The 25,866-nt window shown below is 45.6% G+C and carries 25 protein-coding genes and 1 riboswitch; of the genes, 13 read left to right on the forward strand and 12 right to left on the reverse strand.

The window, feature by feature from the left end; genetic code table 11:
- The first annotated feature begins 424 nt into the window (after positions 1-424).
- The 3 genes from FFM77_RS08135 to FFM77_RS08145 all read left to right on the forward strand — a co-directional run bounded on the left by FFM77_RS08135 (position 425) and on the right by FFM77_RS08145 (position 2,929).
- On the forward strand, positions 425-1,048 hold the full coding sequence (locus FFM77_RS08135; RefSeq protein ID WP_137635272.1) for a histidine phosphatase family protein: 624 nt from the start codon (positions 425-427) through the stop codon (positions 1,046-1,048).
- Between the two features lie 12 nt (positions 1,049-1,060).
- Complete coding sequence (locus FFM77_RS08140; RefSeq protein WP_137635273.1) at positions 1,061-1,690, forward strand: GyrI-like domain-containing protein; 630 nt, start codon at positions 1,061-1,063, stop codon at positions 1,688-1,690.
- 249 nt (positions 1,691-1,939) lie between these two features.
- Positions 1,940-2,929: an aldo/keto reductase gene (locus FFM77_RS08145; RefSeq protein ID WP_137635274.1), complete on the forward strand. Its 990-nt coding sequence runs from the start codon at positions 1,940-1,942 to the stop codon at positions 2,927-2,929.
- A 158-nt stretch (positions 2,930-3,087) separates the two neighbouring features.
- Here FFM77_RS08145 and FFM77_RS08150 read toward each other — a convergent pair whose 3' ends face one another.
- Positions 3,088-4,437 carry an aminotransferase-like domain-containing protein gene (locus FFM77_RS08150; protein WP_171001582.1) on the reverse strand — a complete coding sequence of 450 codons (1,350 nt, stop codon included), beginning with the start codon at positions 4,435-4,437 and terminating at the stop codon, positions 3,088-3,090.
- A gap of 48 nt (positions 4,438-4,485) precedes the next feature.
- Here FFM77_RS08150 and FFM77_RS08155 point away from each other — a divergent pair, with 48 nt between their 5' ends.
- On the forward strand, positions 4,486-5,091 hold the full coding sequence (locus FFM77_RS08155; protein WP_137635276.1) for an FMN-dependent NADH-azoreductase: 606 nt from the start codon (positions 4,486-4,488) through the stop codon (positions 5,089-5,091).
- A gap of 123 nt (positions 5,092-5,214) precedes the next feature.
- Entirely contained in the window at positions 5,215-5,436 is a 222-nt protein-coding gene (locus FFM77_RS08160; protein WP_137635277.1) for a hypothetical protein, read from the forward strand.
- Between the two features lie 112 nt (positions 5,437-5,548).
- Here the strand turns inward: FFM77_RS08160 and FFM77_RS08165 are convergent, their stop codons facing one another.
- Complete coding sequence (locus FFM77_RS08165; protein WP_137635278.1) at positions 5,549-5,905, reverse strand: iron chaperone; 357 nt, start codon at positions 5,903-5,905, stop codon at positions 5,549-5,551.
- A gap of 3 nt (positions 5,906-5,908) precedes the next feature.
- Complete coding sequence (locus FFM77_RS08170) at positions 5,909-6,772, reverse strand: NFACT RNA binding domain-containing protein (RefSeq protein ID WP_137635279.1); 864 nt, start codon at positions 6,770-6,772, stop codon at positions 5,909-5,911.
- Between the two features lie 112 nt (positions 6,773-6,884).
- Here FFM77_RS08170 and FFM77_RS08175 point away from each other — a divergent pair, with 112 nt between their 5' ends.
- Both FFM77_RS08175 and FFM77_RS08180 read left to right on the forward strand, forming a co-directional pair.
- Positions 6,885-8,069 (forward strand): acetate/propionate family kinase, encoded by a 1,185-nt coding sequence (locus tag FFM77_RS08175; protein WP_137635280.1) that lies wholly within the window; start codon positions 6,885-6,887, stop codon positions 8,067-8,069.
- Between the two features lie 137 nt (positions 8,070-8,206).
- On the forward strand, positions 8,207-8,401 hold the full coding sequence (locus FFM77_RS08180) for a small multidrug resistance protein (RefSeq protein WP_137635281.1): 195 nt from the start codon (positions 8,207-8,209) through the stop codon (positions 8,399-8,401).
- Positions 8,402-8,463: 62 nt separating this feature from the next.
- Here FFM77_RS08180 and uhpT read toward each other — a convergent pair whose 3' ends face one another.
- The 3 genes from uhpT to FFM77_RS08195 form a co-directional block, all read right to left on the reverse strand.
- A complete protein-coding gene (gene uhpT, locus FFM77_RS08185; protein ID WP_137635282.1) occupies positions 8,464-9,849 on the reverse strand; it encodes a hexose-6-phosphate:phosphate antiporter in 1,386 nt (461 codons plus the stop codon).
- 74 nt (positions 9,850-9,923) lie between these two features.
- Positions 9,924-10,277, reverse strand: a complete 354-nt coding sequence (locus FFM77_RS08190) for a fluoride efflux transporter FluC (protein WP_137635283.1) — start codon at positions 10,275-10,277, stop codon at positions 9,924-9,926.
- Complete coding sequence (locus FFM77_RS08195) at positions 10,278-10,661, reverse strand: fluoride efflux transporter FluC (RefSeq protein ID WP_137635284.1); 384 nt, start codon at positions 10,659-10,661, stop codon at positions 10,278-10,280.
- A gap of 294 nt (positions 10,662-10,955) precedes the next feature.
- Here FFM77_RS08195 and FFM77_RS08200 point away from each other — a divergent pair, with 294 nt between their 5' ends.
- On the forward strand, positions 10,956-12,470 hold the full coding sequence (locus FFM77_RS08200; protein ID WP_137635285.1) for an ABC-F family ATP-binding cassette domain-containing protein: 1,515 nt from the start codon (positions 10,956-10,958) through the stop codon (positions 12,468-12,470).
- 516 nt (positions 12,471-12,986) lie between these two features.
- Here FFM77_RS08200 and FFM77_RS08205 read toward each other — a convergent pair.
- Genes FFM77_RS08205 through FFM77_RS08215 form a run of 3 tightly spaced genes read right to left on the reverse strand, consistent with a single transcriptional unit; the run spans position 12,987 to position 15,646 of the window.
- Positions 12,987-13,646 (reverse strand): energy-coupling factor transporter transmembrane component T family protein, encoded by a 660-nt coding sequence (locus FFM77_RS08205; protein WP_137635286.1) that lies wholly within the window; start codon positions 13,644-13,646, stop codon positions 12,987-12,989.
- Positions 13,646-15,058 carry an ABC transporter ATP-binding protein gene (locus FFM77_RS08210; protein WP_137635287.1) on the reverse strand — a complete coding sequence of 471 codons (1,413 nt, stop codon included), beginning with the start codon at positions 15,056-15,058 and terminating at the stop codon, positions 13,646-13,648. The genes FFM77_RS08205 and FFM77_RS08210 overlap by 1 nt, the downstream gene beginning before the upstream one ends.
- A 12-nt stretch (positions 15,059-15,070) precedes the next feature.
- Positions 15,071-15,646 (reverse strand): ECF transporter S component, encoded by a 576-nt coding sequence (locus tag FFM77_RS08215; RefSeq protein WP_137635288.1) that lies wholly within the window; start codon positions 15,644-15,646, stop codon positions 15,071-15,073.
- Between the two features lie 101 nt (positions 15,647-15,747).
- Positions 15,748-15,840: riboswitch (TPP riboswitch) on the reverse strand.
- A gap of 410 nt (positions 15,841-16,250) precedes the next feature.
- Here FFM77_RS08215 and FFM77_RS08220 point away from each other — a divergent pair.
- On the forward strand, positions 16,251-16,724 hold the full coding sequence (locus FFM77_RS08220; RefSeq protein ID WP_137635289.1) for a glutathione peroxidase: 474 nt from the start codon (positions 16,251-16,253) through the stop codon (positions 16,722-16,724).
- A 47-nt stretch (positions 16,725-16,771) separates the two neighbouring features.
- The gene (locus FFM77_RS08225) at positions 16,772-17,602 is read left to right on the forward strand and encodes an aldo/keto reductase (RefSeq protein WP_137635290.1); all 831 of its coding nucleotides are present in this window, start codon (positions 16,772-16,774) and stop codon (positions 17,600-17,602) included.
- A gap of 41 nt (positions 17,603-17,643) precedes the next feature.
- On the opposite strand, the gene greA is transcribed toward FFM77_RS08225, so the two are convergent.
- Positions 17,644-18,114, reverse strand: a complete 471-nt coding sequence (gene greA / locus FFM77_RS08230) for a transcription elongation factor GreA (protein WP_137635291.1) — start codon at positions 18,112-18,114, stop codon at positions 17,644-17,646.
- 430 nt (positions 18,115-18,544) lie between these two features.
- On the opposite strand from greA, the gene FFM77_RS08235 reads away from it, so the two are divergent.
- Positions 18,545-19,258: a glucosamine-6-phosphate deaminase gene (locus FFM77_RS08235; RefSeq protein WP_137635292.1), complete on the forward strand. Its 714-nt coding sequence runs from the start codon at positions 18,545-18,547 to the stop codon at positions 19,256-19,258.
- Between the two features lie 85 nt (positions 19,259-19,343).
- Here the strand turns inward: FFM77_RS08235 and FFM77_RS13975 are convergent, their stop codons facing one another.
- Together FFM77_RS13975 and FFM77_RS08240 are read right to left on the reverse strand one after the other, a co-directional pair.
- Positions 19,344-19,499 (reverse strand): hypothetical protein, encoded by a 156-nt coding sequence (locus FFM77_RS13975; RefSeq protein ID WP_171001583.1) that lies wholly within the window; start codon positions 19,497-19,499, stop codon positions 19,344-19,346.
- A gap of 633 nt (positions 19,500-20,132) precedes the next feature.
- Positions 20,133-21,548, reverse strand: coding sequence for a C69 family dipeptidase (locus FFM77_RS08240; RefSeq protein WP_137635293.1), 1,416 nt, complete (start codon positions 21,546-21,548; stop codon positions 20,133-20,135).
- A gap of 376 nt (positions 21,549-21,924) precedes the next feature.
- Between FFM77_RS08240 and FFM77_RS08245 the strand changes: the two genes are divergently transcribed.
- Positions 21,925-23,760 carry a PTS mannitol transporter subunit IIBC gene (locus FFM77_RS08245; protein WP_137635294.1) on the forward strand — a complete coding sequence of 612 codons (1,836 nt, stop codon included), beginning with the start codon at positions 21,925-21,927 and terminating at the stop codon, positions 23,758-23,760.
- 24 nt (positions 23,761-23,784) lie between these two features.
- A complete protein-coding gene (locus tag FFM77_RS08250) occupies positions 23,785-25,860 on the forward strand; it encodes a BglG family transcription antiterminator (protein WP_137635295.1) in 2,076 nt (691 codons plus the stop codon).
- The last annotated feature ends 6 nt before the right edge of the window (positions 25,861-25,866 follow it).

Here is a 25,866-nt window from a genome sequence, read left to right on the forward strand (position 1 = left end):
CGCCCTAATTTAACCAATGGATACCTCCCCTGTAGATTGGATTTAGTATACCATATTTAGCCTTCTTGGGGAACGTATGTTTCAAGAAAAATTATTAAATCCTGGCATTCATCCCGCGATTAAAATCGCAGGTTTTCTGCTTGGTTTTTAATAAATTTAATAATAAGTAATCGATTAGTGTTAGTTTCAGTGGCTTAACGTTAGTTTATAAACAATCAATAATTAACGTCGGGTGGGCCAGAATTGGTTCAGTGGTGTCGTTTATCTTAGTCACGGGTTTCGACTTAGATAAAGTCCGGCTTTCGAGACCGCACGATGGCTCGAAAACGCGGCCACCACGTTCCAGCCGATTCTGGACCAACCAGAGTGGCAATTTAAGCTAACTATCACTAAGCGTAGATTATTAACATGAGGAGTGATTTTTTTGACAACTTTTTACATTGTCCGGCATGGTCAGACAACAGCGAATGCGCAGAATTTGAAGCAAGGTACGATTAATACGGCCATTACACAGTTAAATGCGACGGGTGAACAGCAGGCCCAAGCGCTGCATGCGAGCTTTGACATTAGCTTTGCGGATCGATTGATTTGCAGTCCATTAGTGCGAACTAAAGAGACGGCTGCGTTATTGAATTTGGGCCGAGAGTTACCGGTCACAACGGATGACCGGTTGTTAGAAATCTCCTATGGTCAGTGGGATGGCCAGCAAAATGATGTGCTAAAACAAACCTATCCACAGTATTTTGATCCCGCGCTAAATGATGTCTTGCCAACATATGTTGAGGCGGCAACGCAAGGCGAAACGTTTGATCACGTGGTGGCGCGCGTCACGGACTTTTTAACAACGACAGCCGCTGATTATCCGACTGACCAGATTATTGTTGTCACGCATGGGTTTACCGTCAAAGCCATGGCGTTGGCGGTTTTAAAACCGGCTGACCCGATGACGATACCCGAACCAGATAATACGAGTGTGACCAAAATTACGGTTGATGCGGCGACTAACCGCCAGTACTTAAGTTATTACAATCGAAAAAGTGGGTTTTAAGGGGGGCGCCTGATGACAAAATATGAATGGCGAAAACAAGATAAAGCCTTGTATCTACCCAAAGCAGTGCCAACTTTAGTGACCGTGCCGACCTTCAATTATTACACGATCACCGGGCATGGCGATCCGAATGAATCCGAATTCGGTGAACGGACCGCAGCTTTATATGCGGCAGCTTATGGTATTCGCATGATGCCTAAGTCGGGGACCCTGCCGGCGGGGTACTATGAATATACGGTCTTCCCGTTAGAAGGGCTCTGGACGTTAGCGCCTGATGACGTTCGGGCTGACGGCAGTTTTGATAAGGCCGATTTAGACTATCAGATCATGTTGCGGCAACCGGATTTTGTGACACCCGCTTTGGCGGCGGCTAATCTCACCGCTGTTCAGGCTAAAAAGCCCAATCCATATCTGCCGGAAGTGCATTTTGAAGCGTTGACTGATGGCCATTGTCTCCAAATGTTACATGTGGGCTCTTTTGATACGGAACCAGCCAGTTTCCAGCAGTTAGCGGCTTATGCAGAAGCTCATCATTTAAAACGGCGGACCTTAGCCCACAAAGAAATTTATTTGTCGGATCCACGGCGGACAGTCGCAGCCAAACGCAAGACCGTCTTAAGATGGCTGCTAACTGACAGTTGACGGGATTTTGACTTGACCAATTCAGTCAGGCGACTACAATAGAACTATTGCTAATCAAATCGCAGTAAAACTTGGACTTCGCTAGTCACTGCTGCTCTCAGGTCCAAGGTGTGACACAACGTTAGACAGCAACAGCCAGATGGCATAATTCTGGGTCTCCTAAGTAGAGCAATCCTTTTCGTGAGGACTGCTCTTTTCGTTTGTATTATAATGAAAGCGGAAACAATAACTTTAGAAGGGTGATTCTAAATGACATTTACCGCAGCAGACACGCGTTATGACAACTTGCCAATTCGGCGAGTTGGTAAGACAGGGCTACAGTTACCAGCGATTTCGTTAGGATTGTGGCGTAACTTTGGTGATGAAGCACCGTTAGCCAATTCCAGAAAAGTTGTTTTGGATGCATTTGACCATGGCATTTTTAGTTTTGACTTGGCCGATAATTATGGGCCATCGAAAGGCTCAGCAGAACAAACCTTTGCCCAGATTCTAAAAAGTGATTTGATGCCGTATCGGAATGAATTAGTCATTACAACGAAAGCCGGGTATCCAGCTTGGCCAGGGCCTTACGGGGCATTTGGCTCTCGCAAGACGTTGATTGGGGCCTTGGACCGTAGCTTAAAGCGGATGAATTTAGATTATGTTGATATTTTCTATTCTCATCGGCCTGATCCAAATATCGATCTGCAAGAAACAGCGCAAGCTTTAGACTTGTTAGTCCGTCAAGGTAAAGCGTTATATGTCGGTATTTCAAACTATGATCAAGCGCAGACGGCTGAAATGGTGAGCTATTTTGAAGATATGCACACACCGTTCACTGTTAATCAATATTCATACAATATGTTGAACCGGCAAGCTGAAACGAACGGGTTGTTAGATTATCTTGGTCAGCATCAGGCTGGCTTGGTGGCTTACGGTCCATTAGCAGAAGGGTTATTGACGGACCATTATTTAGGTGGCATTCCAGCGGACTTCCCTATTCATCGGACCAATAAATATTTGTTTGACCAGGGGACTGACGCGGTAGTTAAGCAACTAAACGCTTTAAACGGGATTGCTCAGCAACGGGGCCAAAGCTTGGCACAAATGGCGTTGGCTTGGTTATTACGTTCGGAGACGGTTGCCAGTGTGATTATTGGGACCACCAGCGTTGAACATTTGCATGATGATTTAGCGGCGACTAATCAGTTAGCCTTTAGCAATGATGAGGTTGCGGCGATTAAAAAAATCTTGAATTAAGCTCAGTTGGGGCTGAAATTAGCGGCTTGGAAATCTTAATGATTTCCAAGCCGCTAGTTTTTTATCGAGTATCGTCAGCCGGACAAACTGGTCCCTTGTTTTTTAGTCGGACTGGCCCTTGGTTAACGGTTCAACTGCCGTAAACTAGTCTTTGTAAGTTAGTTCACTAGCCGCCAGACCGTTGCGAGCTTTTGAATGCCAGCAACGAGTTGGTCGTCAGTGACTTGCCGAAAGCTTAAAACGACTTGTTGATGGTGCGGTCGATTATCGTGCCAGCAACGATCCGGATTGACTAACCCGATACCCGCTTGGGCCGCTTGATCGATTAAGTCGGATATGGACTGCTTGGTTTGCAACTGTAACACGACGAAGGTGCCAGCTGATGCGCCGATGAGTTGGACTTGATCACCGAAATAAGTGGCACAGGTTTGTTGTAAGAGTTGACGGCGGTTGTGGTAAACGATGGTAAGTTGTCGAATGTAGCGTTCTAAAGCATCGTTAGCAATGAGCCGACTTAAAATCAATTGTTGCCATTGTGAATTGCGATTCGGCAGTTGACCGTACTTAGCTTGGTAGCGTGGCACCAGTTCAGCTGGCAAGACTAAGATACCCATACACAAAGCTGAGCCGAGGGTATCGTCGTAGTTAGTGTAGTAAAAGCTGCGTTGTCCCTGCAAATAGTGATGGATGGCGGGTGCCGGTTGGCCGTCGTAGGTCAAAGTGCCATCAGTATCTAGTTCAATTAGATAACGTTGGTGAGCGTTGAGTTGCGCCGCCAATTGTTGACGTTGCTGTTGAGATAGCCCTTGACCATCTGGAAAATTATGGGTAGGGGCTAAAACGTAACCTAACGCTGATGGCAATGACGTGAGGTCCTGAAAGTTAATGGTTGCAACGCCTAAGCGTGACCACACTTCACGGGCATTCGGCGCAATCGGTTCCGCAATTGCTAATTGATTGGTTGAAAGATCAGGAATCAAGTTCGCGATAATGCCAGCTGCTTCATTGAACCCGCTAGTAACAACGATTTGATTAGCGTTGGCATGAATACCCTTGAGTCGGGCTAGGTAGTGGGTCAGTTGCTGCCGATATTGGGGATCGCCATTGGCTGGCTGAATATGGGATAAGCCGCTAAACATCACAGCTTGTTCGGCTGTTTGCCAAGCATTTTTGGGAAATAGCTGCAGATGATCATAATCTTCGGTGAAGTCGAATTCAAAGCGCGGCTGACTGATTGGTGTGAGCGGCGTTACTGTGGCGGCTAGACTGGGTAACTGTTGAGCGACGTGATATCCAGCGCCAGGTTTGCTGATTAAGTAGCCCTCCGCAACCAAGTTTTGGTAGGCGTGATCGACAGTATTGCGGCTAACGGCTAGCGTTTGTGCTAAAAAACGGGTACTGGCGACCGCTTGCCCGGGTTGCCGAATCCCGGTCTCGATTTCGGCCCGAAGCTGGCGATAAAGCTGATGATAGATTTGTTCCTGACTCTCACGATCAATAACTAACACGTTACCCACCTCTTTTAATTAAATTGTACCAGAAAGGACTTTTCAAATATGAAAATTTTATTGATTAATGCGCATCCCGACTATCAAAATACAGACCGAACGATTAATCAACTGGTCCAAGTTAGTTTGCAGACAATAGCTCGCGTGGCTCCCACTGCGGATGTTGAACAGTTGACCTTGTATAATCCTAAAAATACGATTCCACCTATTACCGCAGATGTGATGAACCATCCAGAACGGGTGGCTGACACTCAGCAGGCGTTGATTGAACAATGGAAACGGGCCGATGTTATTTTGATTATGATGCCGTTGCATAATTTCAACGTTGTCAGCAAGTTAAAGGATTATATTGATAATATTTTTGTTGCCAAACAAACCTTTAAGTACACTGCGGATGGCTCAGTTGGCTTGCTAGATGGTCATCAAAAAGTGGCCTATATTCAATCGAGTGGCAGTGACTATGAACATGATTTACGCTATGTGAACGCCGACTTTGCACCACATTATTTACGGACGATTTTAAACTTCATGGGGATCACTAAGATGACGTTAATTCGAGCGGAGGGCTTGGATTTAATTGAAAATGATAAGCCGGCGATTGTGGCACAAACAAAGCGTGAGTTAACGGCTTACTTGACGGCAACGTTAGGCTAGAATAGGCGTTTGGGATAGTCCCCAAACGTTTTTTTAGTGGGCAAAATTTATTTTAAAAATATCGAACACACGTTCTGAAAATGTGCTATGATAGGAGTACTTATTTACGATGAGGTGATCAAAATGGAACAACTAAAAACAATTGAAGCGTCGTTGTTGCAAGCGTATGAACTAAACTGTGTCGTTCGTTTAACATTGGTTAATGGTGCGACGCCGAGTGGGTTAATCGCCGCGGTTGATGGGACGAGTTTGTTGTTGAATCAACAAGCTGGGGTGGTCGAACGATTGAAGATTAGTGAGATTGTTGAGATTACCTTTTTGAAGGAGAGTTGGTGGCAACGTTAGAGTGTGAGGTCCGACGGGTTGAAGCTAAGCGGAGTCCCCAGCTTTGCCGAACACGTTTCCGCTACATAAAAAATCGCGCCACCAGTCCAAACACTGATGACGCGATTCCTATCTATTCAGTTAACCTAAATTTCTCAATAACTTCTTGTTTTCGATAATCAGTAATCCGCCGTACTAACTCCAAGGGCAACGGTTGATCCAGCGGCAATTGAATGGCGCCCTTACTCGTCTTATAAGCCGTTAATTCCGCTTGAAAAGCCTTGACCCCACTAGGTGTTGGGTATAACCCAATATGGTGCTTAAACCAGGCAAAATGAATCACATTTTCGTGCCAGTAAAAGGTCGGCATTTGATATTTCAATTGTTCTTCAGCATCCGGTAAGACGGCTAAAATCGTTGTGCGGAGGTCAGTTAATTGTGGTTGAACGGCCAGCGGTGCGGTTTGGATATAGCTTTCAATCGGCGTTATTGGTTAGTCCTCAGTTCGTAATTTTTTAACCAGCTCAGCGTCTGGTCGTACCGTAATTGTATCCGCTTTCCCAGTGAATGTCACTAGCCCAGACTTAGCCCCTTTAGGTTTGTGTAATTGGCTGACTTTTAAGACGTCGACGGGCACGCGAGGGTACTTGCGACCTTTACTGTAATAGGCAGTTAAGACGGCCGCTTCAGTTAAGGTCTGCTCGCTAGGATGGTTACTGTGAATTACCACGTGTGAGCCGGCCAATTCGCTGACGTGCATCCAGTAATAGTCTTTGCGTGCCGTTAACGTTAGGTGGTCATTTTGGTCACTGTTCTTGCCAACTTCGACGAGGACGTGATCGCTCGTGTAGAAGCGGCGTGGATGCGCTGGTTCAGGTAACTTTGACGAGTGCAGGACTTTGGTCTTTAGGGCGCCTTCTGCAATTAATTGGGCTTTGACCGCAGCGACACTGGCAGGGTCTAATGGTTTAAAGGCCGCCTGCCGAGCTTGTTGTTGTGCGAGCGTTTGTTTGGCAGCGGCCAAATTAGCTTCAACGGTTTGCAAGCCGCGTTTATCCTTGCGATAATGGTGGAAATAAGTCTCGGCATTCGCCATGATTGACTTGGTCACGTCGAGTTGAATCGTGAGGGTTTGCCCAGGTTGTCGGTAGTCAGGCAGTTCGACGTAATGGTGGTGACCTTCGATTTGACTGGCATAGGTTTTCAGTAACGTGCCTTTAACTTGGAGCTCGGTGAAATCATCGACGCGATTGACTGCGCGTGTTAAAGCTTCGATTTGTTTATTCGTCCGAAACAGCTGACGTTCCATGGCTTGACTGACTTCGGTTGCTGCGGATAATTCTGCTTGAGTTGACATGCTAAGCCGTCCTTAATTTAAGAATTTTGATACTTATATTGTAACGCTACGAAAATAATTCAGCATATTTTCTGAAAATTCGGTATTCTAGATAGTGGGAGTGTGATTTTCGATGCAAAAAACATTAATTATTAACGCTGGGAGTTCATCGTTGAAGTGGCAATTATTTGAAATGCCCGCTGAAACGGTACTTGCCAGTGGGTTAGTTGAACGAATCAGTATGCCAGGCTCAATCTTTACGATTAAGTACGGTGATCATCAAAAATTTGAAACAACGGTCGATAATTTGGACCAAGAGCATGCGGCCCAGCTCGTCTTTGATGAATTGCAACGATTAGATATTATTCAATCATTGAGTGAAATTACGGCCGTTGCGCACCGGGTAGTTGCCGGTGGGGAAACGTTTAAACATGCCGTTGAAGTAACCCCAACTGTTTTGGAACAAATCAAAGGGTTGAGCAGCTTTGCCCCATTGCATAATCCAATGGAAGCGCAAGGCATTGCGACCATGGCTAAAACGTTGCCAAACGTGACGCAATACGCCGTTTTTGACAGTCAATTCTTCACGGACTTACCTGAAATGAACGCCATTTACAGCTTGCCATATGACTTGACGAAGAAGTACCATATTCGTCGCTATGGTGAACATGGGATTTCCCATGGGTATTTGACTGGTCGGGCCGCCGAATTATTGAACAAGCCCAAAGATGACGTGAATTTAGTCACCCTACACTTAGGGAGTGGTGCATCATTAGCCGCCGTCAAAAATGGGAAAGCCTTTGATACCTCAATGGGCTTTACACCGTTAACTGGAGTGACGATGGGGACACGGGCTGGTGATGTTGATCCAGCAGTCGTCCCATTCTTGATGGATAAGCTCAATATTAGTGATCCTAATGAAATCATGATGATGCTCAATAATAAGTCTGGATTGTTAGGCGTGTCTGAGATTTCGCCAGATATGCGTGAAATCAAAGCGCAAGAACAAACCAATCCGCAGGCTAAATTAGCCGTCGATATTTTTGTTAACCGGATTGCGAAGTATGCCGGGAGCTATTTAACCGAACTCCACGGTGCCGATGCAATTATTTTTGCTGGTGGAATTGGTGAGCATAATGTCCAATTACGGCAACAAATTACCGATGAATTGGCAATCTTTGGCGTGAAGTTGGACGCTGACTTAAATGCGGCTGGTCAAGAAGGGGTCATTAGTAGTGCTGATTCGGCGATTAAAGTCATGTTGATTCCGACTAACGAAGAGTTGGCGATGGTGCGTCAGGTCGCGGCACTACAGTAAGTTAAGCTTTTAATAATTTGAAACGGCGCAGTCGATATTTCGTAGGTGACATGCTACACTAACGGTCAAGAACATAACTTGTTCAACCAGCGGTCGCGACGACCGTAAGGAGGGAAGCTCGTTAGTCGAGCGGCAACATGATCGGTTTTTTGATTGCGTTAGTGATTGGCTTGTGGCTCTTAAAGATCTTCTTTAAGATTGGCTTTAAAATTCTGGGCCTATTTTTTATGATTATTGCGGGCCTGATTTTAATTCGGGTCGCTTTGTGGATTGGTTTAGCGGTCATCGTCCTTGGGGGCATGGCGCTATTTGCGAGTCCGTTTGGTAATTAAAACTAAAATAAAGTCCCAACTAGATTTTGATTCAAAATCTAGTTGGGGCTTTTTAAAATGCTTTAGTTTGTTTTCAATTGTTGGCGAATCCGTTTTTCTTCCCCAACCGCAATAATCGCGAGCATGATAATACTCAAAACCACCGCGATATAGAAAACGATAAACGTATCGTTCCAACCATGTAAGTTCATTCCTAAGAGTGACAACCCGTTAGCTTTAGGATCGGCGATAGCGGCAAATCCAACTTGAGCCATCAAGTCCCCAAAGATATACGCAAAGGTCCCGGTCAAACCATCAGAAACGTTTAAGGCGTTCTTAGGCACGAAGCTGATGACAGCGACCCCGATTAAGAGTTGTGGCCCATAGATTAACATCCCTAAGAAGAACAAGGACGTGTTGATCATCATCGGCGTGGTTCCGTAGCGGTAACCTAACACGACAAACGCCGTTAAGGCTAGGCAAATAATTGAAACAACCGCACGACGACCCTTTAAGACATCTGAGAACCAGCCCCAAACAACACTACCAATAATCCCACCGAGTTGGAAGAGCAACAAGGTATTAGCGCCTTGAGCCACCGTAAAGTGGAGTTGTTGAACCGTGTAGAGTGGTGCCCAGTTAACGATCCCAATTCGGACCACGTAGACGAAGACGTTGGCGATACAGAGTAACCAAACCCAAGGACTCTTCATGACGAAGGTCTTGAAGATGGTCCATTTACTCATTTTCGCGGCAGTTTGATCAGCTTGTGAGACTTCTTCACCGAAGATCACTTCACTGGAATCCCAACCAAGTTCTTGCGGATCGTCGGCGCCGAAGAAGAGGCCCCAAAAACCAATGATGAGCCCAATAATAGCAGGAAAAATAAACATCCCGCCGACATTGCCCGCAAATAAATGATTCGCACCCCAGAGTGCAATAACCCCAGCAACGGCACCACCGAATTCATGGGAGATGTTCCAAATCCCGATGTAACGGCCCCGTGTCGTTGTAGTTGTCCAGCGTGAAATCGTGGAGAGTGATGCTGAACCGCCTGGCGATTGGAAGACCCCGTTCAATGACCAGAGGACTAAGATTAAACCAACCGGCGCATGGTTCATCAATAAAGCGACCCCGATGATTAACGTCATCAACGCTGCCAAGATGAGTAAGAATGACATGAAACGCTTGGTATTCTTACCATCGACCACATAACCTAAGACGGTCTTCCCAATCCCATAAGCCAATGAGAAGCCGTAACCGATCCAGCCTAACTCAGTCGTGGAGATCCCGTCTTTAACTAATAACGGTTGTGCCGCGGAGAGGTTATTGCGGATCAGGTACATACTGAAATAAACAAAGAAGACGACCAAAAACGCTTTCAAAAATTCACGTAACCAACGTTGCCGTTGATCCGCAATTGAAAGGCCAAGTTTTTTAGGTCGTTTCAGGTCAAAATAATGTAACATAAAAACAACCCTTCTTATAATGAAAAATTTGATGACCATTTCCAGTATATCACAAGTGTAATCGGTTGCTTATTCTAAAATAAGGTGCCTAGCCAGCCAAAAAGTAAGCCGCCACCTAAGCTGAGCATTAAATAAATGAGCGCCGTTTTTTGTTGGTGGTGCCGGGCTAAGATGATGATTTCATTGATCATCGTTGAAAAAGTGGTCAAGCCGCCCATGATGCCGGTGCCTAAAAAGAGTTGCCAACTTGGGGATAACGAACTAGTTAAGTCCCATCCCAGCAGTAAAGCCCCAATCAGATTAAGCCCTAATGTGGCGACTGGCAGTGACCAGCGCTGATTGAGCGGTTTAGAGAGTTGCATCGTCGTATAGCGGATCAAGGCACCAATCGCTGCACCACCGCCCACGATACCAATTAAAGTCAACATTTAGGCATTCCCCCGTGGCAGCCAATGGTCGCTGAGTAAGTTGCCAGCGAGACCCGCTAATAAGCCAAGTCCCAGACTGGCACCAACATAAGCGAGCACGAGGCCAGTCTGACCTTGTTGCCAGAGTTGGATCGTTTCGTAAGTGAAAGTTGAAAAGGTTGTGAAGCTACCAATTAAACCGACACTCATGCCAGTGACGATTGCTTCGGAGACTGGCAACCGGGCTGGCAATAACGTGGTGATTAAGCTGAGTAGAAAGGCCCCGCTAACATTAATAATGACGGTGATCCAGAAGTGTTGCGGCCAGCTGATGAGTAAGCTGAGCCACTCGCGCAGGCCACCACCGATAACGGCAAAGCCCGCGATATAACATAATTTTTGCATGAATGAAGTTGCTCTTTTCAGTAAGATGAATTTAGTTTACAGAAAAACAACCCGGCTTGCAAAATAAATTAAAGCATGCTAACCTATTAAACAACTTATGAAAACACGGGGTATTCAGCCAATGCGCAACTAATTAATGCCAGTAATTGAACAGGATCACTTCTTCTAAGGGGTGGACTGTCGTTTTTGGGATTAATTAGTGGCGCTGGCGAATACGTAGCCAGCGGTCTCGCCATGTCGAGGTCGCTTTTTTTGTGCGCTGAATTGATCCCTGATTCTAAGGGGGATTTTTAAATGTCTGAAATAAAATTAACGAAGATTGAAAAAATGGTGAATGGTCGCGGTCTCTTTACGGTGCCGCATTTGTTAGCGAATACGGGCGACCGCATCGGTATCGTGGGTCGCAATGGTGCTGGAAAATCAACGCTAGCCCATCTGTTGACCGGTGATGATCAGGATTATCAAGGTCAATTGATTGTGGCTGGAGATGTCACCTATGTGCCTCAGATTGCGGCAACCCATGACCGTAGTGGGGGTCAAGCAATGATGGATCGGGTTCGGGTCGCGTTGAGTAGTCGTCCAGAAATTTTGATCTTAGACGAGCCCTCATCGAATTTAGATGAACCGCATCAAGCTTGGCTTATCAAGCAATTGCAGCATTATCATGGGTTACTACTGCTGATTTCACATGACCGGCAGTTGCTGAATGCTGTCACTACGCAGACGTGGGCGGTACGCCATGGTGAATTTACGGCCTATGCCGGCAATTATGCTGATTATCAAGCCCAATTAGACCAACAATTAACGAGTCAACAAGCTGCTTACGTTCGGCAGAATCGGCATCAACATGACTTAAAAGTTGCGATGCAAGCCCGTCATGAAAAGGCGCAACAGATTCGTAAAGGCAGTCGCCGGATGACCGCGGGGGAACGGGCGAATTCCAAATCATTACGCGAAGCGACCGCAGCTAAGATGGATCGTAGTGCGAAAAAGTTAGTAGAACGTGGCGAACGGGAGGCCCAAGTAACTAAGCCGTTTACCACGACAGGATTCAAGTTAGTCGCGACTGATTTTCCACCATTTAAAGGTAAAACAGTGGCTTCAGCGGCTAACTTTACGTTGCGTCGTCATAACAAAACATTGTTAAAACGAGTGACGTTTCAGATTAAGCCCGGTGAACGAGTTGCGTTGGTTGGGCCGAATGGGAGTGGGAAAACCACGCTATTAACGGCTATTTTAGAGCATCAAGCCGGCTTGTCGGTTTCGCCCGCCGCTAAGATTGGGGTCTTTCAACAAGATATGACCGCGTTAGATGGCAAGAGAACGGTTTGGCAGACGGTGCGCGATGCCAGCCAGTTGCCAGATCAAACGGTGCGCAATGTCATGGGGGCGTTAGGCTTACCCGCGCGCTTTTATGACCAGCTGGTTGGTGAACTAAGTGGCGGTGAATTGGTAAAGTTACAATTAGTGGCTATCTTGGTCGGTAATTATAATGTGTTGATGTTAGATGAACCGACTAATTATCTGGATGTCGATGCGTTGGACGCCTTAGCAGATTATCTACAGCATTATCCTGGGACTGTCATCTTTGTGTCACATGATGCGGTTTTTCGTAAACAAGTCGTTACGCGCCAGTTAACGTTTGACGATCAGCAGTTGATTGATCCACAACGGGTTGCAGTTAAAGCTGCGGCCCCATCGGACTTACCATTATTGCAATTCAAGTATGATCAGATGATGGCTGACCCCAACGCTGACACAGCCACGATGCAAGCGTTGCGGGCCCAGATAGAAGTGGCACGCAACTAAGGGACGGTTTCGTTGGTACTTGGGCTGATCTGTCGTTAATTATCAGTAATACGCTTGGTGCTAGTTGAAATTACCGCCTGCCGGTCGGTTTCTAAAATGCTGGAACGCTATGGGCCATTTTGAAGCCAAAAATGAGGTCTTCAAAACTGACCTTGGTCTAAGTCCGAGCAAAACACTCACGCTAAGGCCAACGACCCGGTTGAGCATTTTAGGAACCAACCTCTCGGCTAAATTAGTGGTCGACAATAGATAGTCATTAACTCCTGTTAATTAACGCCGGGCGGGTCAGAATTGGCTCAGTGGTGTCGTTTATCTTAGTCGGTGATTTTCCGACTTAGATAAAGCCCGGCTTTCGAGACCGCACTATGGCTCGAAAACGTGGCCACCACGTTCCAGCCGATTCTGGCCCAACCAGAGTGGCAATTTAAGTCAACTAGTACCAAGCGTATTAGTAACGAAAAATCGTTGTTTTAAGCCAGCAAGCACTGTGCTTAAGACAACGATTTTTTAGTTAGGCTAGTGCCAAGGAATCACGAATACGCCAATTTGCATGCCAATGATGCCTAAACCTAAAATAATCCAATCCCGTGCATGTACCGCGGAATGGCGGTAATGGGTTCGGGGCGCATCTTCGACAAAGCCATGTGACGCCATCGCTTGAGCCAGGTTCTGTGACCAATTGATGGAGACTAAGATGGCTTTAAAGTACAACTGTGGTGACCAAAAGGACAGTTGCTGGCCTCGCATTAACCCCGCAGCGCGAATGACTTTAACTTCGTGCTGGATTTTGGGGACTAAATTATACGCCGCTAGGACACCATAGGCGAATTTTGATGGCAAGTGCCAATTTTGTTCTAAAGCATCGGCCAACTGTAAGATATTCGTCGTGAGCGTAAAGGTGGCACCAGTAAAGACAAAGGCATAGATACGGGTGAATAATACCCAAGCCATTAGCGTTTTATCGCCACTGCCGTTAATATATTGAGTACTCCAAAGACCAATTGCGGGCAATAGCGGCACGACTAGCAGCCAAGCGAGCGTTTTGAGCTTGGTCCCATGTAAGCCCAAGTAGATGATGGCTAAAACCACTAATGCCACGTTCAAGCTAATAATCATCGTAAACGAGATTTCTAAGGCAATGACTAATAATAGGAGGAGTTTAATACTAGGATTCATCAAGTCACCTCCTGATACTGTAACTGATGTTGGTCAAAGCGTAAGTGGCAGTCGATCAAAGGGGTTAGGCCGGTCAACTGGTGACTAATAATAATCAGCGTTTGCTGAGTCGCCGCCAATGTCGTCTGCAGGAGTTGAACTAAAGCGTTGATTGACGCTAAGTCCAAGCCCTTTAACGGTTCATCTAAAAGCAGCACCGGTGATTGCATGATTAGCATGAGTAAAATCTGTAGTTTCTTTTTCTGGCCCTCACTCAAGGTATAGATGACTTGGTCTTGATGTCCAGCCAAATTTAACTGCTGTAAGGCCGCGTCGATGTGTGCCGGGGTAAAGTAATCACCATATGCGTACTTTTGGCACTGTGCCAATTCTTCGGCCACGGTGATATTTAGAAATTGTGTTTCTGCATCTTGAAACAATAAAGCCACTTGGCGGGCATAGGCCTTCCGTTTTAGTTTTTGAATGTCATTGCCCAGATAAGTGAGCTGTCCAGAAAAAGCTTGTAACCGGACTAAGGCTTCAAATAAAGTCGATTTACCACTACCGTTGGGACCTGTGATTAACGTCGTTTGATGCTGATAAATCGTTAAGTCAGTCGGTTCAAGCAACTGGTGCTGAGCTTGTTGCAAGGTCACTTGCTTGAGTTGAAACAACGGTGTACCGCTAGTGGGTGTCGGCCAAGTGGTATGAGTAGAGACCCGCTGATTAAAGGCTTGGAAAAGGGCCGGCTGTTGGACTTGTGGGACGATGGCAAGGGTGTGCTCTGCAGTGATTCGTACCACGTTGTCGATTAACGGTTCATAATCGGTCAGATCATGGTCGGCCAGAATAATCGTTTTGCCAGCCTCATCACGCAAGCGAACAAGTCGGCGTAATAGACTGGCACGTGCGGTGGGATCGACACTGGCAAACGGTTCATCTAATAAGATCACATCGCTATCCATGGCGACAATAACTGCTAAGGCGACTTTTTGTTTTTCCCCGCCGGATAGGTGGTTGAGGTGACGATGCCGTAAGTGACTAATGCCGACAAAGTCGAGGGCCGCCGTCAGTCGCTGTGGCATCTGTTGCGGTGGTAATTGCCGATTCTCAAGGGCGAAGATCAATTCATTTTCAACTGTATCCATAGCAAATTGTTGATTCGGATTTTGAAACATTAACGCCACTTGAGCTGCCCGGTCAGTCGGGACGATAGCGGCTAAGTTGGTCTGATTGAAGCTAATGCTGCCTTGGTTAGCTGGTAAGCTTAGCAGTCCAGTCATTAATTTGAGCAGGGTTGACTTACCAGTTCCAGAAGGCCCTGTCAGCAGGGTGAATTGTCCGCTAGCAAACGTCAAGTTGACTTGGTCGAGAATTGGCGCCACCGCTTCTGGGTAACTGAACGTTAAATTGTGTAAGGTGATGGTCGCCATAAACAAGTCTCCTTAGTTATTGTGGGTAGATTTCAACACGTGACTGCGATCGAGTAAGTCGGTGATTAGTTTGGTTAAGACACCACCAAAGAAGAACATCGAAATGAAACGGACAATAAAGTAAAGCACGAGTAGCCAGAATTGAAGCTTGAAATAGCCATTTTTAGCTAAATCCCACGCAAACGTGACTAAGGTCGTCGTGATGGCTGAGGCGGTTAAGCCTAGCCAATCATAGTGTTTGTAGCGGGTCGCGATGTAACCTAATTCTGATCCGAACCCTTGCAAGACCCCAGAAATCAATGTTGAGATACCCCATTGACCCCCGAAAAACATTTCAACTGTTGCGGCTAAGAGTTCGCCTAACGTCGCCGAGCCCTTTAGACGGAGCAGATAACCGGCTAACATCCCAGGCATACACCACAATCCTAGCAACAATTCATTGGCTAAGCCGGCTAGCCCAACTGGCGCCAAGGCGGCAGTCAGCACATCATAGACGTAGTTTGTCCCCATAAAGATTGCTCCAAAAAAGATCCCGATTAATGCAATCAAGATCACGTCACTTAAATACCATGATTTTGCCCATTTCATTAGCAAAAACCTCCTAAGTTTTTCATCCACGCATCGGTTAGACAAAAAACGCCTGACAGTAGTTAACAGCTACTGCCAGACGGCTAAGTCTTGATTGATGGTTCCCCAAAAAAGCATTGCTCCCTGCGCTGGCATTATCCAGATTCAGGTTCAATGGGTATTCTCTCAGCCGTATGGCACCCCAGTTGCTATGAATGATTATGTTCAGTGTACCGGAATTCAAATGATAGCGCAATCAAATTTCACACCATCTGAGCAAAGGTTACTCAAAAGTCATGCTTTTGTGCTTTAATTTAGTTAGCGAGTTGGGTTAACTTAACGATTGCTGCTACGGTTGCTCCGGACTGATGCTGGAACGTGGTGGCCACGTTTTTGAGCCGAATGGCGGTCTCAAAAGTCGGGTTTTATCTAAGCTGGGAAATCGTCAGCCAAGATGAACGACACCACTGAGCATTATCCAGGCCGTCCTGCGCTAGTGGTTACGACTATTGTGGTCAGCATACTTTTTTGTTAATAATGATATTGCATGTTAGTGATCATTTGGCTGTTATGAGGTCTGAAAAATTTAGAAAAGAACACTGTGTAATTGAGTGGAGGATTTGAAATGACATCAATCTATGAGTTCAAAGAAACGGAAATGAGTGGGGCAGACTTACCACTGGAACAATATCGCGGGCAAGTCTTGTTAATTGTGAATACGGCTAGTAATTGTGGTTTAGCGCCACAATTTAAAGGCTTAGAAGAGCTGTATCAAAAGTATCAACGGGAAGGCTTAGTGGTTTTAGGACTGCCATCTAACCAATTCCATCAAGAAAAGTCAGACGATGACGCAACGCACGATTATTGTCAGCGGCATTATGGGGTGACATTTCCGATGACGAAGCGGGTACTGGTTAATGGTGATCAGGAAGATCCATTGTTTGGTTATTTGAAGCAAACGGCGGGTCATGGTCGGATTAAGTGGAACTTTACGAAGTTTTTAATTGGTCGTGACGGTCAGGTCTTAGAACGATATGCGCCAACCACCCGGCCCGCAACTTTTGAAGCCGCAATTCGGGACGCCTTGGCGGATCGTTAAATAGTGGTAAGCTAAACCTAAATGACCATTTGAGGAGGAATTTTGAATTGGAAACTTATACATTGCGTGACGGGTTGACGTTGCCGAAAGTTGGTTTCGGAACTTATAAATTGAATGGTGCACATGGCGTCAATGTGATTGATTCGGCGATTGATCGTGGTTATCGCTTATTGGACACGGCTTTTAATTATGAAAATGAAGGCGCTGTCGGTGAAGCAGTCCGGCGTTCATCGGTGCCACGCTCAGAATTATTGATTTCATCGAAGCTACCGGGGCGGCATCATCATTATGACGAAGCGATTGCAACGATTCAAGAATCGTTGTACCGCGCTGGCTTGGATTATTATGATTTGTACTTAATTCATTGGCCGAACCCTAAAGAAGATCACTATGTTGAAGCTTGGCAGGCCTTGATTGACGCTCAAAAGTTAGGCTTGGTGCGTTCAATCGGCGTATCGAACTTTTTGCCAGAACATTTGGATCGTTTGCAACAAGCGACCGGCGTCTTACCAGTCATCAACCAAATTGAATTGCATCCTTACTTTAACCAGCAAGCGCAACGCGAGTATGATACGGCCCATGGTATCTTGACACAGGATTGGAGTCCAATTGGCCGGGCCAGTGAGATGTTGCAAAATCCAACCTTAAAAGCAATTGCAGCTCGGTACCATAAGAATGTTGGTCAATTGATTTTACGTTGGGAAGTTCAGTTAGGTACTTTGCCGATTCCTAAGTCATCAACACCGACCCGGCAAGCAGGAAATATCGACCTCTTTGATTTTGAAATTAATCCGACTGATATGGCTACGATTAATGGGCTCAGTCATGTGGATGGCCGGTTGAAAAATCAGGATCCAGCTGTTTATCAGGAATTTTAAGTAAATGAAAACCGCTACTAGTTCAGCTAGTAACGGCTTTTTTAGCTACGATGAATCTCAATAATTTTAACTTGGTAACTACCATTAGGTGCAGCGACTGTGACGATATCATTGACCGTATGCCCATCTAACGCTTGGCCGATAGGCGAGGTGAATGAGATCTTTTGTTGTTCTAAGTTAGCTTCTTGTTTACCAACTAATTGATAGGTGACTTGATCGTGATCATCCATAAATTCCAAAGTCACTGATTTACCGATATCAAGTTTATCATTGTCCGCTGGTTTAACGACTTGCGCGTATTGGAGTTGTTTGTTTAAAAAGCGTACCCGACTTTCCAAGCGGCCTAAATCCCGTTTGGCATTCGTGTATTCAGCATTCTCTGAACGGTCGCCTAGTGCGGCCGCCGCGGCTAGAACCTTGATACGATGTGGACGTTGTTGTTTTAAGGCTTCGATTTCTTGCTCGATGGCATGATAACCAGCGGGAGTCATTTTATTAAAGGTTGGTTCCATTGATAAAACCTCGCATATTTATTGGATTTTTCTGGGAATAGGTTACCACATTGTTGCTGGTTTGGGAATGTTTGATGATGGTGATAGCACATGTTTAAACACGGTTATTGAGGATAAGCGTTTGAAAGTGGGCACTTTGTGACTGAACTGTTTTTGGATAAACTGATGTCTCTTGGCATAAAAAATAGCCAACAGCTTTACAGCCTTGGCTAGTCGTGGAGTTTCTCACGTTCCACGGAGTTACGAACAGCTTAAGTATAGGCAATGGCTAAGAAAAATACAACTATCCAGCTTATCTTAAAAGGCGACTTAAACTAATGGTGGTAACGGTTACAACAATTTTTCAAACTTTTTTGAGCAAATCCCTTGAATTTCAGTCTAGACCAATATATAATTGGACTATACCAAATAAAGAGGGAGTCAGTTAATTATGAAAGTTATCGTAGTAAAGGATCAAGCTGCTGGCGGCAAAGAAGGATTTAAAGTATTTAAGAATGCTTTAGACAATGGGGCAAAAGTTTTTGGGTTGGCGACTGGTTCTACACCCGTAACGACGTATCAAGAAATCGTAAATAGTGATTTAGATTTCAGTAACTGCACATCTGTTAATTTGGATGAATATGTTGGGATTGCTCCTGACAACGACCAAAGTTACAAATACTTCATGCAATCACACTTGTTTAATGAAAAGCCATTCAAGCAATCATTCTTGCCAAATGGTTTAGCTGCTGATCCAGCTGAAGAAGTTAAACGTTATGACAAAGTTATCGACGAACATCCAATCGACTTACAAATCTTAGGAATTGGCCGTAATGGTCATATCGGTTTCAACGAACCTGGGACTGATCGGAATGTGACGACTCACGTGGTTGACTTAACACCATCAACGATTGAAGCTAACGCGCGGTTCTTTGCTAGTGAAAATGATGTGCCTAAGCAAGCCTTCTCAATGGGCTTAGCTTCCATCATGAAGAGCAAGCACTTAATCCTTGAAGCCTTTGGTGAAAACAAAGCCGATGCTGTTAAGGGTATGATCGAAGGCCCAGATACCCCTGATTTACCAGCATCAATCTTACAAAACCATCCTGATGTTACGGTTATCATTGATGAAGCCGCAGCAAGCAAGTTAAGCAAAAAATATTAATCTGTACCATTAAAAGCTAAAGGTTCCATTCAAACGTCTTTGATGACGATTGAATGGAACCTTTTTTAGTTAGTCAATCGAGAACTTAGCGTCTAACAAGCAGCAGTTGAACAAATTGGTTGACTGAGAGATGGGAGTGACGGTAATTTTGGTACAATTCCCAACTATTGGTAATCCACCCTCCACCATCTAAGTAAGCTACAATGACGGCAATCATGATGCTTAAAATAATGACGAACATGTTCACTACCTCCTTGACCATTAGATAATTTAAATGATATTTTACAACCTTAACATAGCATAATTGGTTGAATAATTACTGGAAAGATTATGAACGTCCTTAAAAGGAACTTGAACGTTAGTAAATACGCTTGGTGCTAGTTGAAATTGCCGCCTGCCGGTTGGATTCTAAAATGCTGGAACGCCATGGGCCATTTTGAAGCCAAAGCCCGGTCTTTAAAACTGGCCTTGGCCTAAGTCCGAGCAACCCACTCGCACTAAAGTCAACGACACGGCTGAGCATTTTAGAATCCAACCTCTTGGCTAACTAACGGGAATTAAATAATTAATCGTTAATTTTTTAATTTCCGTTAGTTAACGCCGGGCGGTCCAGAATTGGCTCAGTGGTGTCGTTTATCTTAGTCGGTGATTTTCCGACTTAGATAAAGCCCGGCTTGTGAGACCGGTCTGTGGCTCGCAAACGCGGCCACCACGTTCCAGCCGATTCTGGGCCAACCAGAGTGGCAACTTAATCCAACTAGCACCAAGCGTTAGTAAATACAAAATGACACCCAATCCTAGCTAAAGGAGAAGGTGTCATTTTGTTAATTAAAGGTGAAACAATCGCCAATTAATAAGGTCAAATCGTTAATAACTAAAGGTTTTGTCCCTTTTCCCAAGCAGTCTTCGATAAGTTCAACCCATGTTTAACGATCTCGTCGAATAATTGATGGGTCCGCTTTGAAATTTCGCCAGCAGTTTCAGCGTTGGCTTTAGTCAAAGCGGTGGTCATATCAACACTAGCGACGGTATCGGTAGCTGCGACCCGGCCGCGGGCATATGATTGACAACCGTTGCGGAAAGCATTAACGGCTTCGGCGTAGTCGTGCCAGTGGGGTTCAATTAATACCGAAAGTGTCTTGTTTAACCAATAGACATTATCGACATTGACCGTGGCGCCTGCATTTTGATAATCAGTCGGCGTGTCATTGATATTAGTGAAGAATGGCATGTAAGGGGCGTAAGCAAAGAAGCCCATGGCCACCCATTGAATCGCCGCGCGGTCAGCGGGAACATCATTTCGAATCTGTAAGATTGAGGAGCATTGGTTACGATCCATCGCGATTGGCCGGTATTTCCGTTGGTCGGCTTCAGAACCGGAAGCGTAAGTGCCGAACGGATCATAGGGTGTCCCATTATAGTGGGAGGATAAGAACGTTTGCACGTCTTCAATGGCTAATTGCTTGCTAGGCTTACGGGCCATTGGCATCTCTTGGTCAGTTGGTTGTTGGTCAATTTCAGGATTGAACAACTTTTGCCCATACCATGTCCGTGGGGTGTTGTAGTAAGCGTCATCTTCACCGTGCGTCCCAAAGATTTCCCGGAAGTTAAAGGTATCCGGTGTTGGATTCAAATGGTATTTATTAACAAAGGCCACTAAATCAGTCGCACCTAAGAAGTTGTCACTGTCCGTTAAGTCCATGTTTTGCACAACGGTTTGATTCGGCACAATCGCGTAAGTGTCATCGGGCAAACGCATAGCCCCCCAATGATGTCCACCAGCAGTTTCTAACAACCAAATATCATTATGGTCATTAAAAGCGATGCTGTTACATTCGCCGGTCCCGTACTTTTCAAGTAAAGCGCCCAACCGTTGGACACCTTCCTTGGCAGTCTTAATGTAAGGCAAGACCAAGGTTAGCATGGCTTCTTCGTTGATCCCATCATTAACTAATGGGTCATAGCCGAGTACGCGGGCGTTAGTTGCCGTTGTTTCGGTTGCGCTCATCCCAACGTTCAATTCGTTGATCCCAGCTTCTTCATATTGACCATCACTTTGGTCAGCTTGTGGTGTCGCGGTATAGCGATAAGCGTGTTTGGGTAGCGGCACGGTCACACCGGTCGTGACGGATGTAAAGCTAGCTTGCGTCTGGTCATGCGCGGCGTGCACCACGAACTTGATGGGATTAATTGGGCCGTAACCGTCTTCATTACGGGCAACAATCGTGGAACCGTCGATACTGGCGGCTTTTCCTACTAATATTTCGGTACAATCAGAACTTTTCTTCATAATTAGTTCTGCCCCCTTTGTACTATTAGTATAGGAGTCTTGTAACCATAAAACAAAATTGGTTTTGTTCTGTAGTTGTCTTGTTAAACTTGCCACTCTGGTTGGCCCAACCAGAGTGGCAAGCTAAAAGCACAATAAATTAGTCAACACCACTTGTGAAAACGTAATCATTACAGCAATGTTACCAGTTTCAGAAAAGGTTGTCATTGTGACTGTACCGGCGTTTGTTGTCGATTGTGCCAACTGTGCCAATTGTGAATCCGTGAGTTTAATTCTGGCACAGCTTCCTGTGCCACCGCTCTGCCTAGAATGTCTTGAAACCGTTTTCTAAGCTCGTTATGATGTAAGAGTAAAGAAAAGGAAGGAGCTTTATCTGATGAGTGAAAATAATTCTGCAACCCAATCCGCTCCTGTTGCGAAGAAAAAAGTGGGCATTAAAGCCCGCGTGCAAAAGTTCGGGAGTGCATTGAGTAATATGGTCATGCCGAACATCGGGGCCTTTATTGCTTGGGGGTTAATTACCGCGATCTTTATGGCCGGTGGTTGGTTCCCAAATGCTGACTTAGCCAAGATGATTCAACCAATGGTCCATTATTTATTGCCATTATTGATAGCGTTTACCGGTGGGAATATGCTTGCCGGACACCGTGGTGGGGTCGTTGGTGCGATTGCTACTATGGGTGTGATTGTTGGATCAACCATCCCAATGTTTATTGGGGCCATGATTATGGGGCCTTTAGGTGGTTGGTGTATTAAGAAATGGGACGATGCCATTTCTGATAAAGTCCACAGTGGGTTTGAAATGTTGGTTAACAACTTCTCCGCTGGGATTATGGGGATGCTATTAGCAATCCTCGGTTACTTCGGGATTGGCCCGTTGGTTGCCGGTGCTAGTGCGGCGATGGCCGTTGGGGTTGACTGGATCATTAAAGCAAACCTCTTACCATTAGCCAATGTCTTCATTGAACCAGCCAAGATTTTGTTCTTAAACAATGCGATTAACCAAGGTATCTTGACACCGCTTGGGATTCAAGCTGCGGCGAGTGCCGGTAAATCAATTCTGTTCTTGCTTGAACCGGATCCAGGTCCCGGTCTTGGGATTCTGTTAGCCTTTGCTTTATTTGGTAAAGGTACCGCGAAAGCTTCAGCGCCAAGTGCGATGATTATTCATTTCCTTGGTGGGATTCATGAAATTTACTTCCCATACGTTTTGATGAAGCCAGCTTTGTTCTTAGCTGTTATTGCTGGTGGGGTTACTGGGACTGCAACTTTCAGTCTCTTAAACGTTGGGTTACGTTCAACACCTTCACCTGGTTCCATCATTATGTTATTCGCGATGGCACCACGGAGTATTGCCAACTACCTTGGTTTGATTGTTGGGGTTGTCTTAGCAACGTTAGCCTCATTCATTGTTGCGGCGATTATCTTGAAGCGTGACAAATCAATGGGTGATGATTCCTTAGCTGCGGCTAAAGGTCAAATGAACGATATGAAAGGTAACAAGGGTGGTGAAACTGCTACACCAGCTGCCGATGCCGCTGACGTGATTGCTTCTTATAAAGATGTTGATCACATTATCTTCGCTTGTGACGCCGGGATGGGGTCATCCGCAATGGGTGCTTCCTTACTACGGGACAAGGTCAAGAAGGCCGGCATTGATATGTCAGTTACCAACACGGCCATCAGTAATTTGAAAGATGAACCTGGGTTATTAGTCATTACGCAAAACGAATTAGCTGATCGGGCCGCTCAAAAAGCCCCACATGCGTTACGTTTAGCCGTCGATAACTTCTTGAGCAGTCCTAAGTACGATCAAGTGGTCGTTAACTTAAAGGCTCGTGATCAAGTAAGTCCTGAACCAGCGCCAGCTTCTGAAGCCGCACCGGCTGAAAGTGCCGCTGAAGATGATTTGCCAAGTGATTTAGACTTAGATGTGGTTAAAGAAGTCGTCTTTGTTCATCATGACAGTCATTTAGGGACCGCTACTATGGCGACATCCTTGATGAAAGGTCGCTTGAAGAAAGCTAATAAGCAAGCGGTTGTTAAGAACTTAGGGATTGATGAATTACAAGATAACAATAGTCTCTTAGTTGTTTCTTCCTCAGAAGCTGCTAAGAACTTGAAGACTCGTTACACGCATGTTCAAGTGCTCGTTACCGATGATCTTCTGAGCTCACCTAAATATGATAAAATGGTAGCAGGATTAAAATAAACCGTTATCATATGAGGTGGCCCCATGGTAAAGTTCACAAAACGTCAAGACGACTTATTACAATTATTGCTAGACAGTGCGACCGGACTCACCATGAGTCAGATTGAAACCGCCATCAATAGCAGCCGTCGGACAATCTATCGTGAATTCAGTAATTTAGAATTAGTTTTAGACAATGCCCAATTGAAAATCGTCAATCAAGACCATCGCTTCCAGTTAAGTGGAACGACGGCCGCTTTGGCGGATTTTCAAGGCGAACTCAGTAGCAGTCAAGGCTTAACACCGGCTTTCGATACCCAGACGCGGCAGAATGCGTTGGCTTGTCGGGTGCTGATGGCTGATGATTCGATGAAACTAAAAGAATTAGCGTTAGATTTCAATGTGAGTATTGCCACGATTTCAAACGACTTAACGACGTTAGCCACACCCTTTGGGGACTATGACTTGTCGATTGAGCGGCTGAAGTCACGGGGAATTCAAGTGGCCGGTACCGAGGCGAATATTCGGAGCCTCTTTGCCACCATCTTGAATAATGCCATTAATGATTATGAATTTTTCAAAACAATTGCCAAGTTAAAACGTGGTGTGACCGTCACTGCGACCGATGAACAATCTTACTTTTTGAATCAATTAGAACCGCAATTACTGTTGCATTGCTACGAAGCAGTTCGGAATCTAAAGAAAAAGTATTTTTCATCAGTGCCAGATGGTCAGCTACAGCAATTGATGATTACGTTGACGACGGCGGTCATGCGCTTACAACATGGCCAACGGGTCACGTATCTCCAAGGGATTAACCGGGATGACTTCTTGCAGTACCAGCGGATTGCGTTAGCGATTTTGACGCAGCTGCCGGGAGACATTAAGTCGCAAGTCACGGGTGCTGAGATAGATTTCTTAGCGCAACAGATCAAAGGGTTAACGTTTCGGATTGATCAAGATGCGTCGTTATCGAATTATGATTTACAGTTAACGTATCGTGTTAAGAAGTTGATCGATGCCGTGGCGGCTAACTTCAAGTGGTCGTTTGGAACCGATGATCAGCTGATGAATAACTTGACTGCACATATGCAGATTGCCTTGCAACGCAATGGCATTCCTGGTCCAGTGCCACCGAGTGCTGAATTGCAGGAGGTTCGCAGCCAATACCCGAAGTTATATGCGGCGGTGGTGCGTGGCTTTGAAGCCACATTCCCTGATCAGAACTTTCAGATTGATGAACTGACCTACTTGTTGATTCACTTTGCGAGTACGTATGAGCAACAGCTGAGTCATCAGGCGTTGAAAGTGTTAGTTTTATGTCCGAACGGGATGACGACCGCGCGCATTTTAAAAACGCGGTTAACGCGGTTGATTCCAGAAATTACGACGATTGAGGTGGCTCGAATTGGTAATCTTGGTCAGATTGACTTACAACAATTTGATATGATTCTCTCAACCACCCAATTGCCGGGTTTCAAATTGAATTATCGGGTAGTCAGTCCATTGTTGTTAGAAAATGAAGTGAGTGCGCTTCGTGAATACATTCATCAATATTTTCCTAACACACAAGCGGCCATTAAGCCGGCGCCCAAGGTGGCAACACCGACCGTGGACTTTGACACCGCCTATCAACGGCTGACAGTTGCCAAGCGGATTCTTGACCGGTTTGCCATTACCCCCATTAGTAACGGCGAGCAGACCATCGCAGAGACGCTGGTGACAATTACCCGACAAATCGCCCCGACGATTGTTCACGACCCCCTAGAAGTCGCGGGCAAGTTGCTCCATCGATTGAGCTTAGCGCCAGTTGGCATTCCTAATACCAACTTAGCCCTTGTGCATACCTTGAGCGAACAAGTCGCTGCGCCGTATTGTGCTATCTTTGAATTAGCCAAACCAGTCCCATTTAAGAGCATGGGCGATCAAAGCATTCAGTTGCAACGGGTTGTCTTAATGCTGGGACCGGCTGACATCAGTGATTATGAGAATCGCTTGATGGGTAAGTTGAGTGCGTTAGTCATTGAAAGTCATGCCAATACGCAGACCTTTATGACCGGCAGTCGCCAACAACTTTATCAGTTAATTAGCAGTGCATTTTTGAACGAACTAACGAAATAGAGTAGG

Origin of the sequence: Lactiplantibacillus songbeiensis (assembly GCF_005405125.1) — a bacterium.
GTDB classification, from domain to species: domain Bacteria; phylum Bacillota; class Bacilli; order Lactobacillales; family Lactobacillaceae; genus Lactiplantibacillus; species Lactiplantibacillus songbeiensis.

What these genes read in the sequence shown, in the direction of transcription:
- FFM77_RS08155 (WP_137635276.1), top strand. Translation starts at nt 4,486, where the DNA reads ATGAAAATTTTATTGATTAATGCGCATCCCGACTATCAAAATACAGAC.
- FFM77_RS08240 (WP_137635293.1), bottom strand. Translation starts at nt 21,548, where the DNA reads ATGAAGAAAAGTTCTGATTGTACCGAAATATTAGTAGGAAAAGCCGCC.
- FFM77_RS08235 (WP_137635292.1), top strand. Translation starts at nt 18,545, where the DNA reads ATGAAAGTTATCGTAGTAAAGGATCAAGCTGCTGGCGGCAAAGAAGGA.
- FFM77_RS08220 (WP_137635289.1), top strand. Translation starts at nt 16,251, where the DNA reads ATGACATCAATCTATGAGTTCAAAGAAACGGAAATGAGTGGGGCAGAC.
- FFM77_RS08205 (WP_137635286.1), bottom strand. Translation starts at nt 13,646, where the DNA reads ATGAATCCTAGTATTAAACTCCTCCTATTATTAGTCATTGCCTTAGAA.
- FFM77_RS08180 (WP_137635281.1), top strand. Translation starts at nt 8,207, where the DNA reads ATGATCGGTTTTTTGATTGCGTTAGTGATTGGCTTGTGGCTCTTAAAG.
- FFM77_RS08190 (WP_137635283.1), bottom strand. Translation starts at nt 10,277, where the DNA reads ATGTTGACTTTAATTGGTATCGTGGGCGGTGGTGCAGCGATTGGTGCC.
- FFM77_RS08200 (WP_137635285.1), top strand. Translation starts at nt 10,956, where the DNA reads ATGTCTGAAATAAAATTAACGAAGATTGAAAAAATGGTGAATGGTCGC.
- FFM77_RS08195 (WP_137635284.1), bottom strand. Translation starts at nt 10,661, where the DNA reads ATGCAAAAATTATGTTATATCGCGGGCTTTGCCGTTATCGGTGGTGGC.
- FFM77_RS08245 (WP_137635294.1), top strand. Translation starts at nt 21,925, where the DNA reads ATGAGTGAAAATAATTCTGCAACCCAATCCGCTCCTGTTGCGAAGAAA.
- FFM77_RS08160 (WP_137635277.1), top strand. Translation starts at nt 5,215, where the DNA reads ATGGAACAACTAAAAACAATTGAAGCGTCGTTGTTGCAAGCGTATGAA.
- greA (WP_137635291.1), bottom strand. Translation starts at nt 18,114, where the DNA reads ATGGAACCAACCTTTAATAAAATGACTCCCGCTGGTTATCATGCCATC.
- uhpT (WP_137635282.1), bottom strand. Translation starts at nt 9,849, where the DNA reads ATGTTACATTATTTTGACCTGAAACGACCTAAAAAACTTGGCCTTTCA.
- FFM77_RS08210 (WP_137635287.1), bottom strand. Translation starts at nt 15,058, where the DNA reads ATGGCGACCATCACCTTACACAATTTAACGTTCAGTTACCCAGAAGCG.
- FFM77_RS08215 (WP_137635288.1), bottom strand. Translation starts at nt 15,646, where the DNA reads ATGAAATGGGCAAAATCATGGTATTTAAGTGACGTGATCTTGATTGCA.
- FFM77_RS08170 (WP_137635279.1), bottom strand. Translation starts at nt 6,772, where the DNA reads ATGTCAACTCAAGCAGAATTATCCGCAGCAACCGAAGTCAGTCAAGCC.
- FFM77_RS08145 (WP_137635274.1), top strand. Translation starts at nt 1,940, where the DNA reads ATGACATTTACCGCAGCAGACACGCGTTATGACAACTTGCCAATTCGG.
- FFM77_RS08250 (WP_137635295.1), top strand. Translation starts at nt 23,785, where the DNA reads ATGGTAAAGTTCACAAAACGTCAAGACGACTTATTACAATTATTGCTA.
- FFM77_RS08175 (WP_137635280.1), top strand. Translation starts at nt 6,885, where the DNA reads ATGCAAAAAACATTAATTATTAACGCTGGGAGTTCATCGTTGAAGTGG.
- FFM77_RS08140 (WP_137635273.1), top strand. Translation starts at nt 1,061, where the DNA reads ATGACAAAATATGAATGGCGAAAACAAGATAAAGCCTTGTATCTACCC.
- FFM77_RS13975 (WP_171001583.1), bottom strand. Translation starts at nt 19,499, where the DNA reads ATGTTCGTCATTATTTTAAGCATCATGATTGCCGTCATTGTAGCTTAC.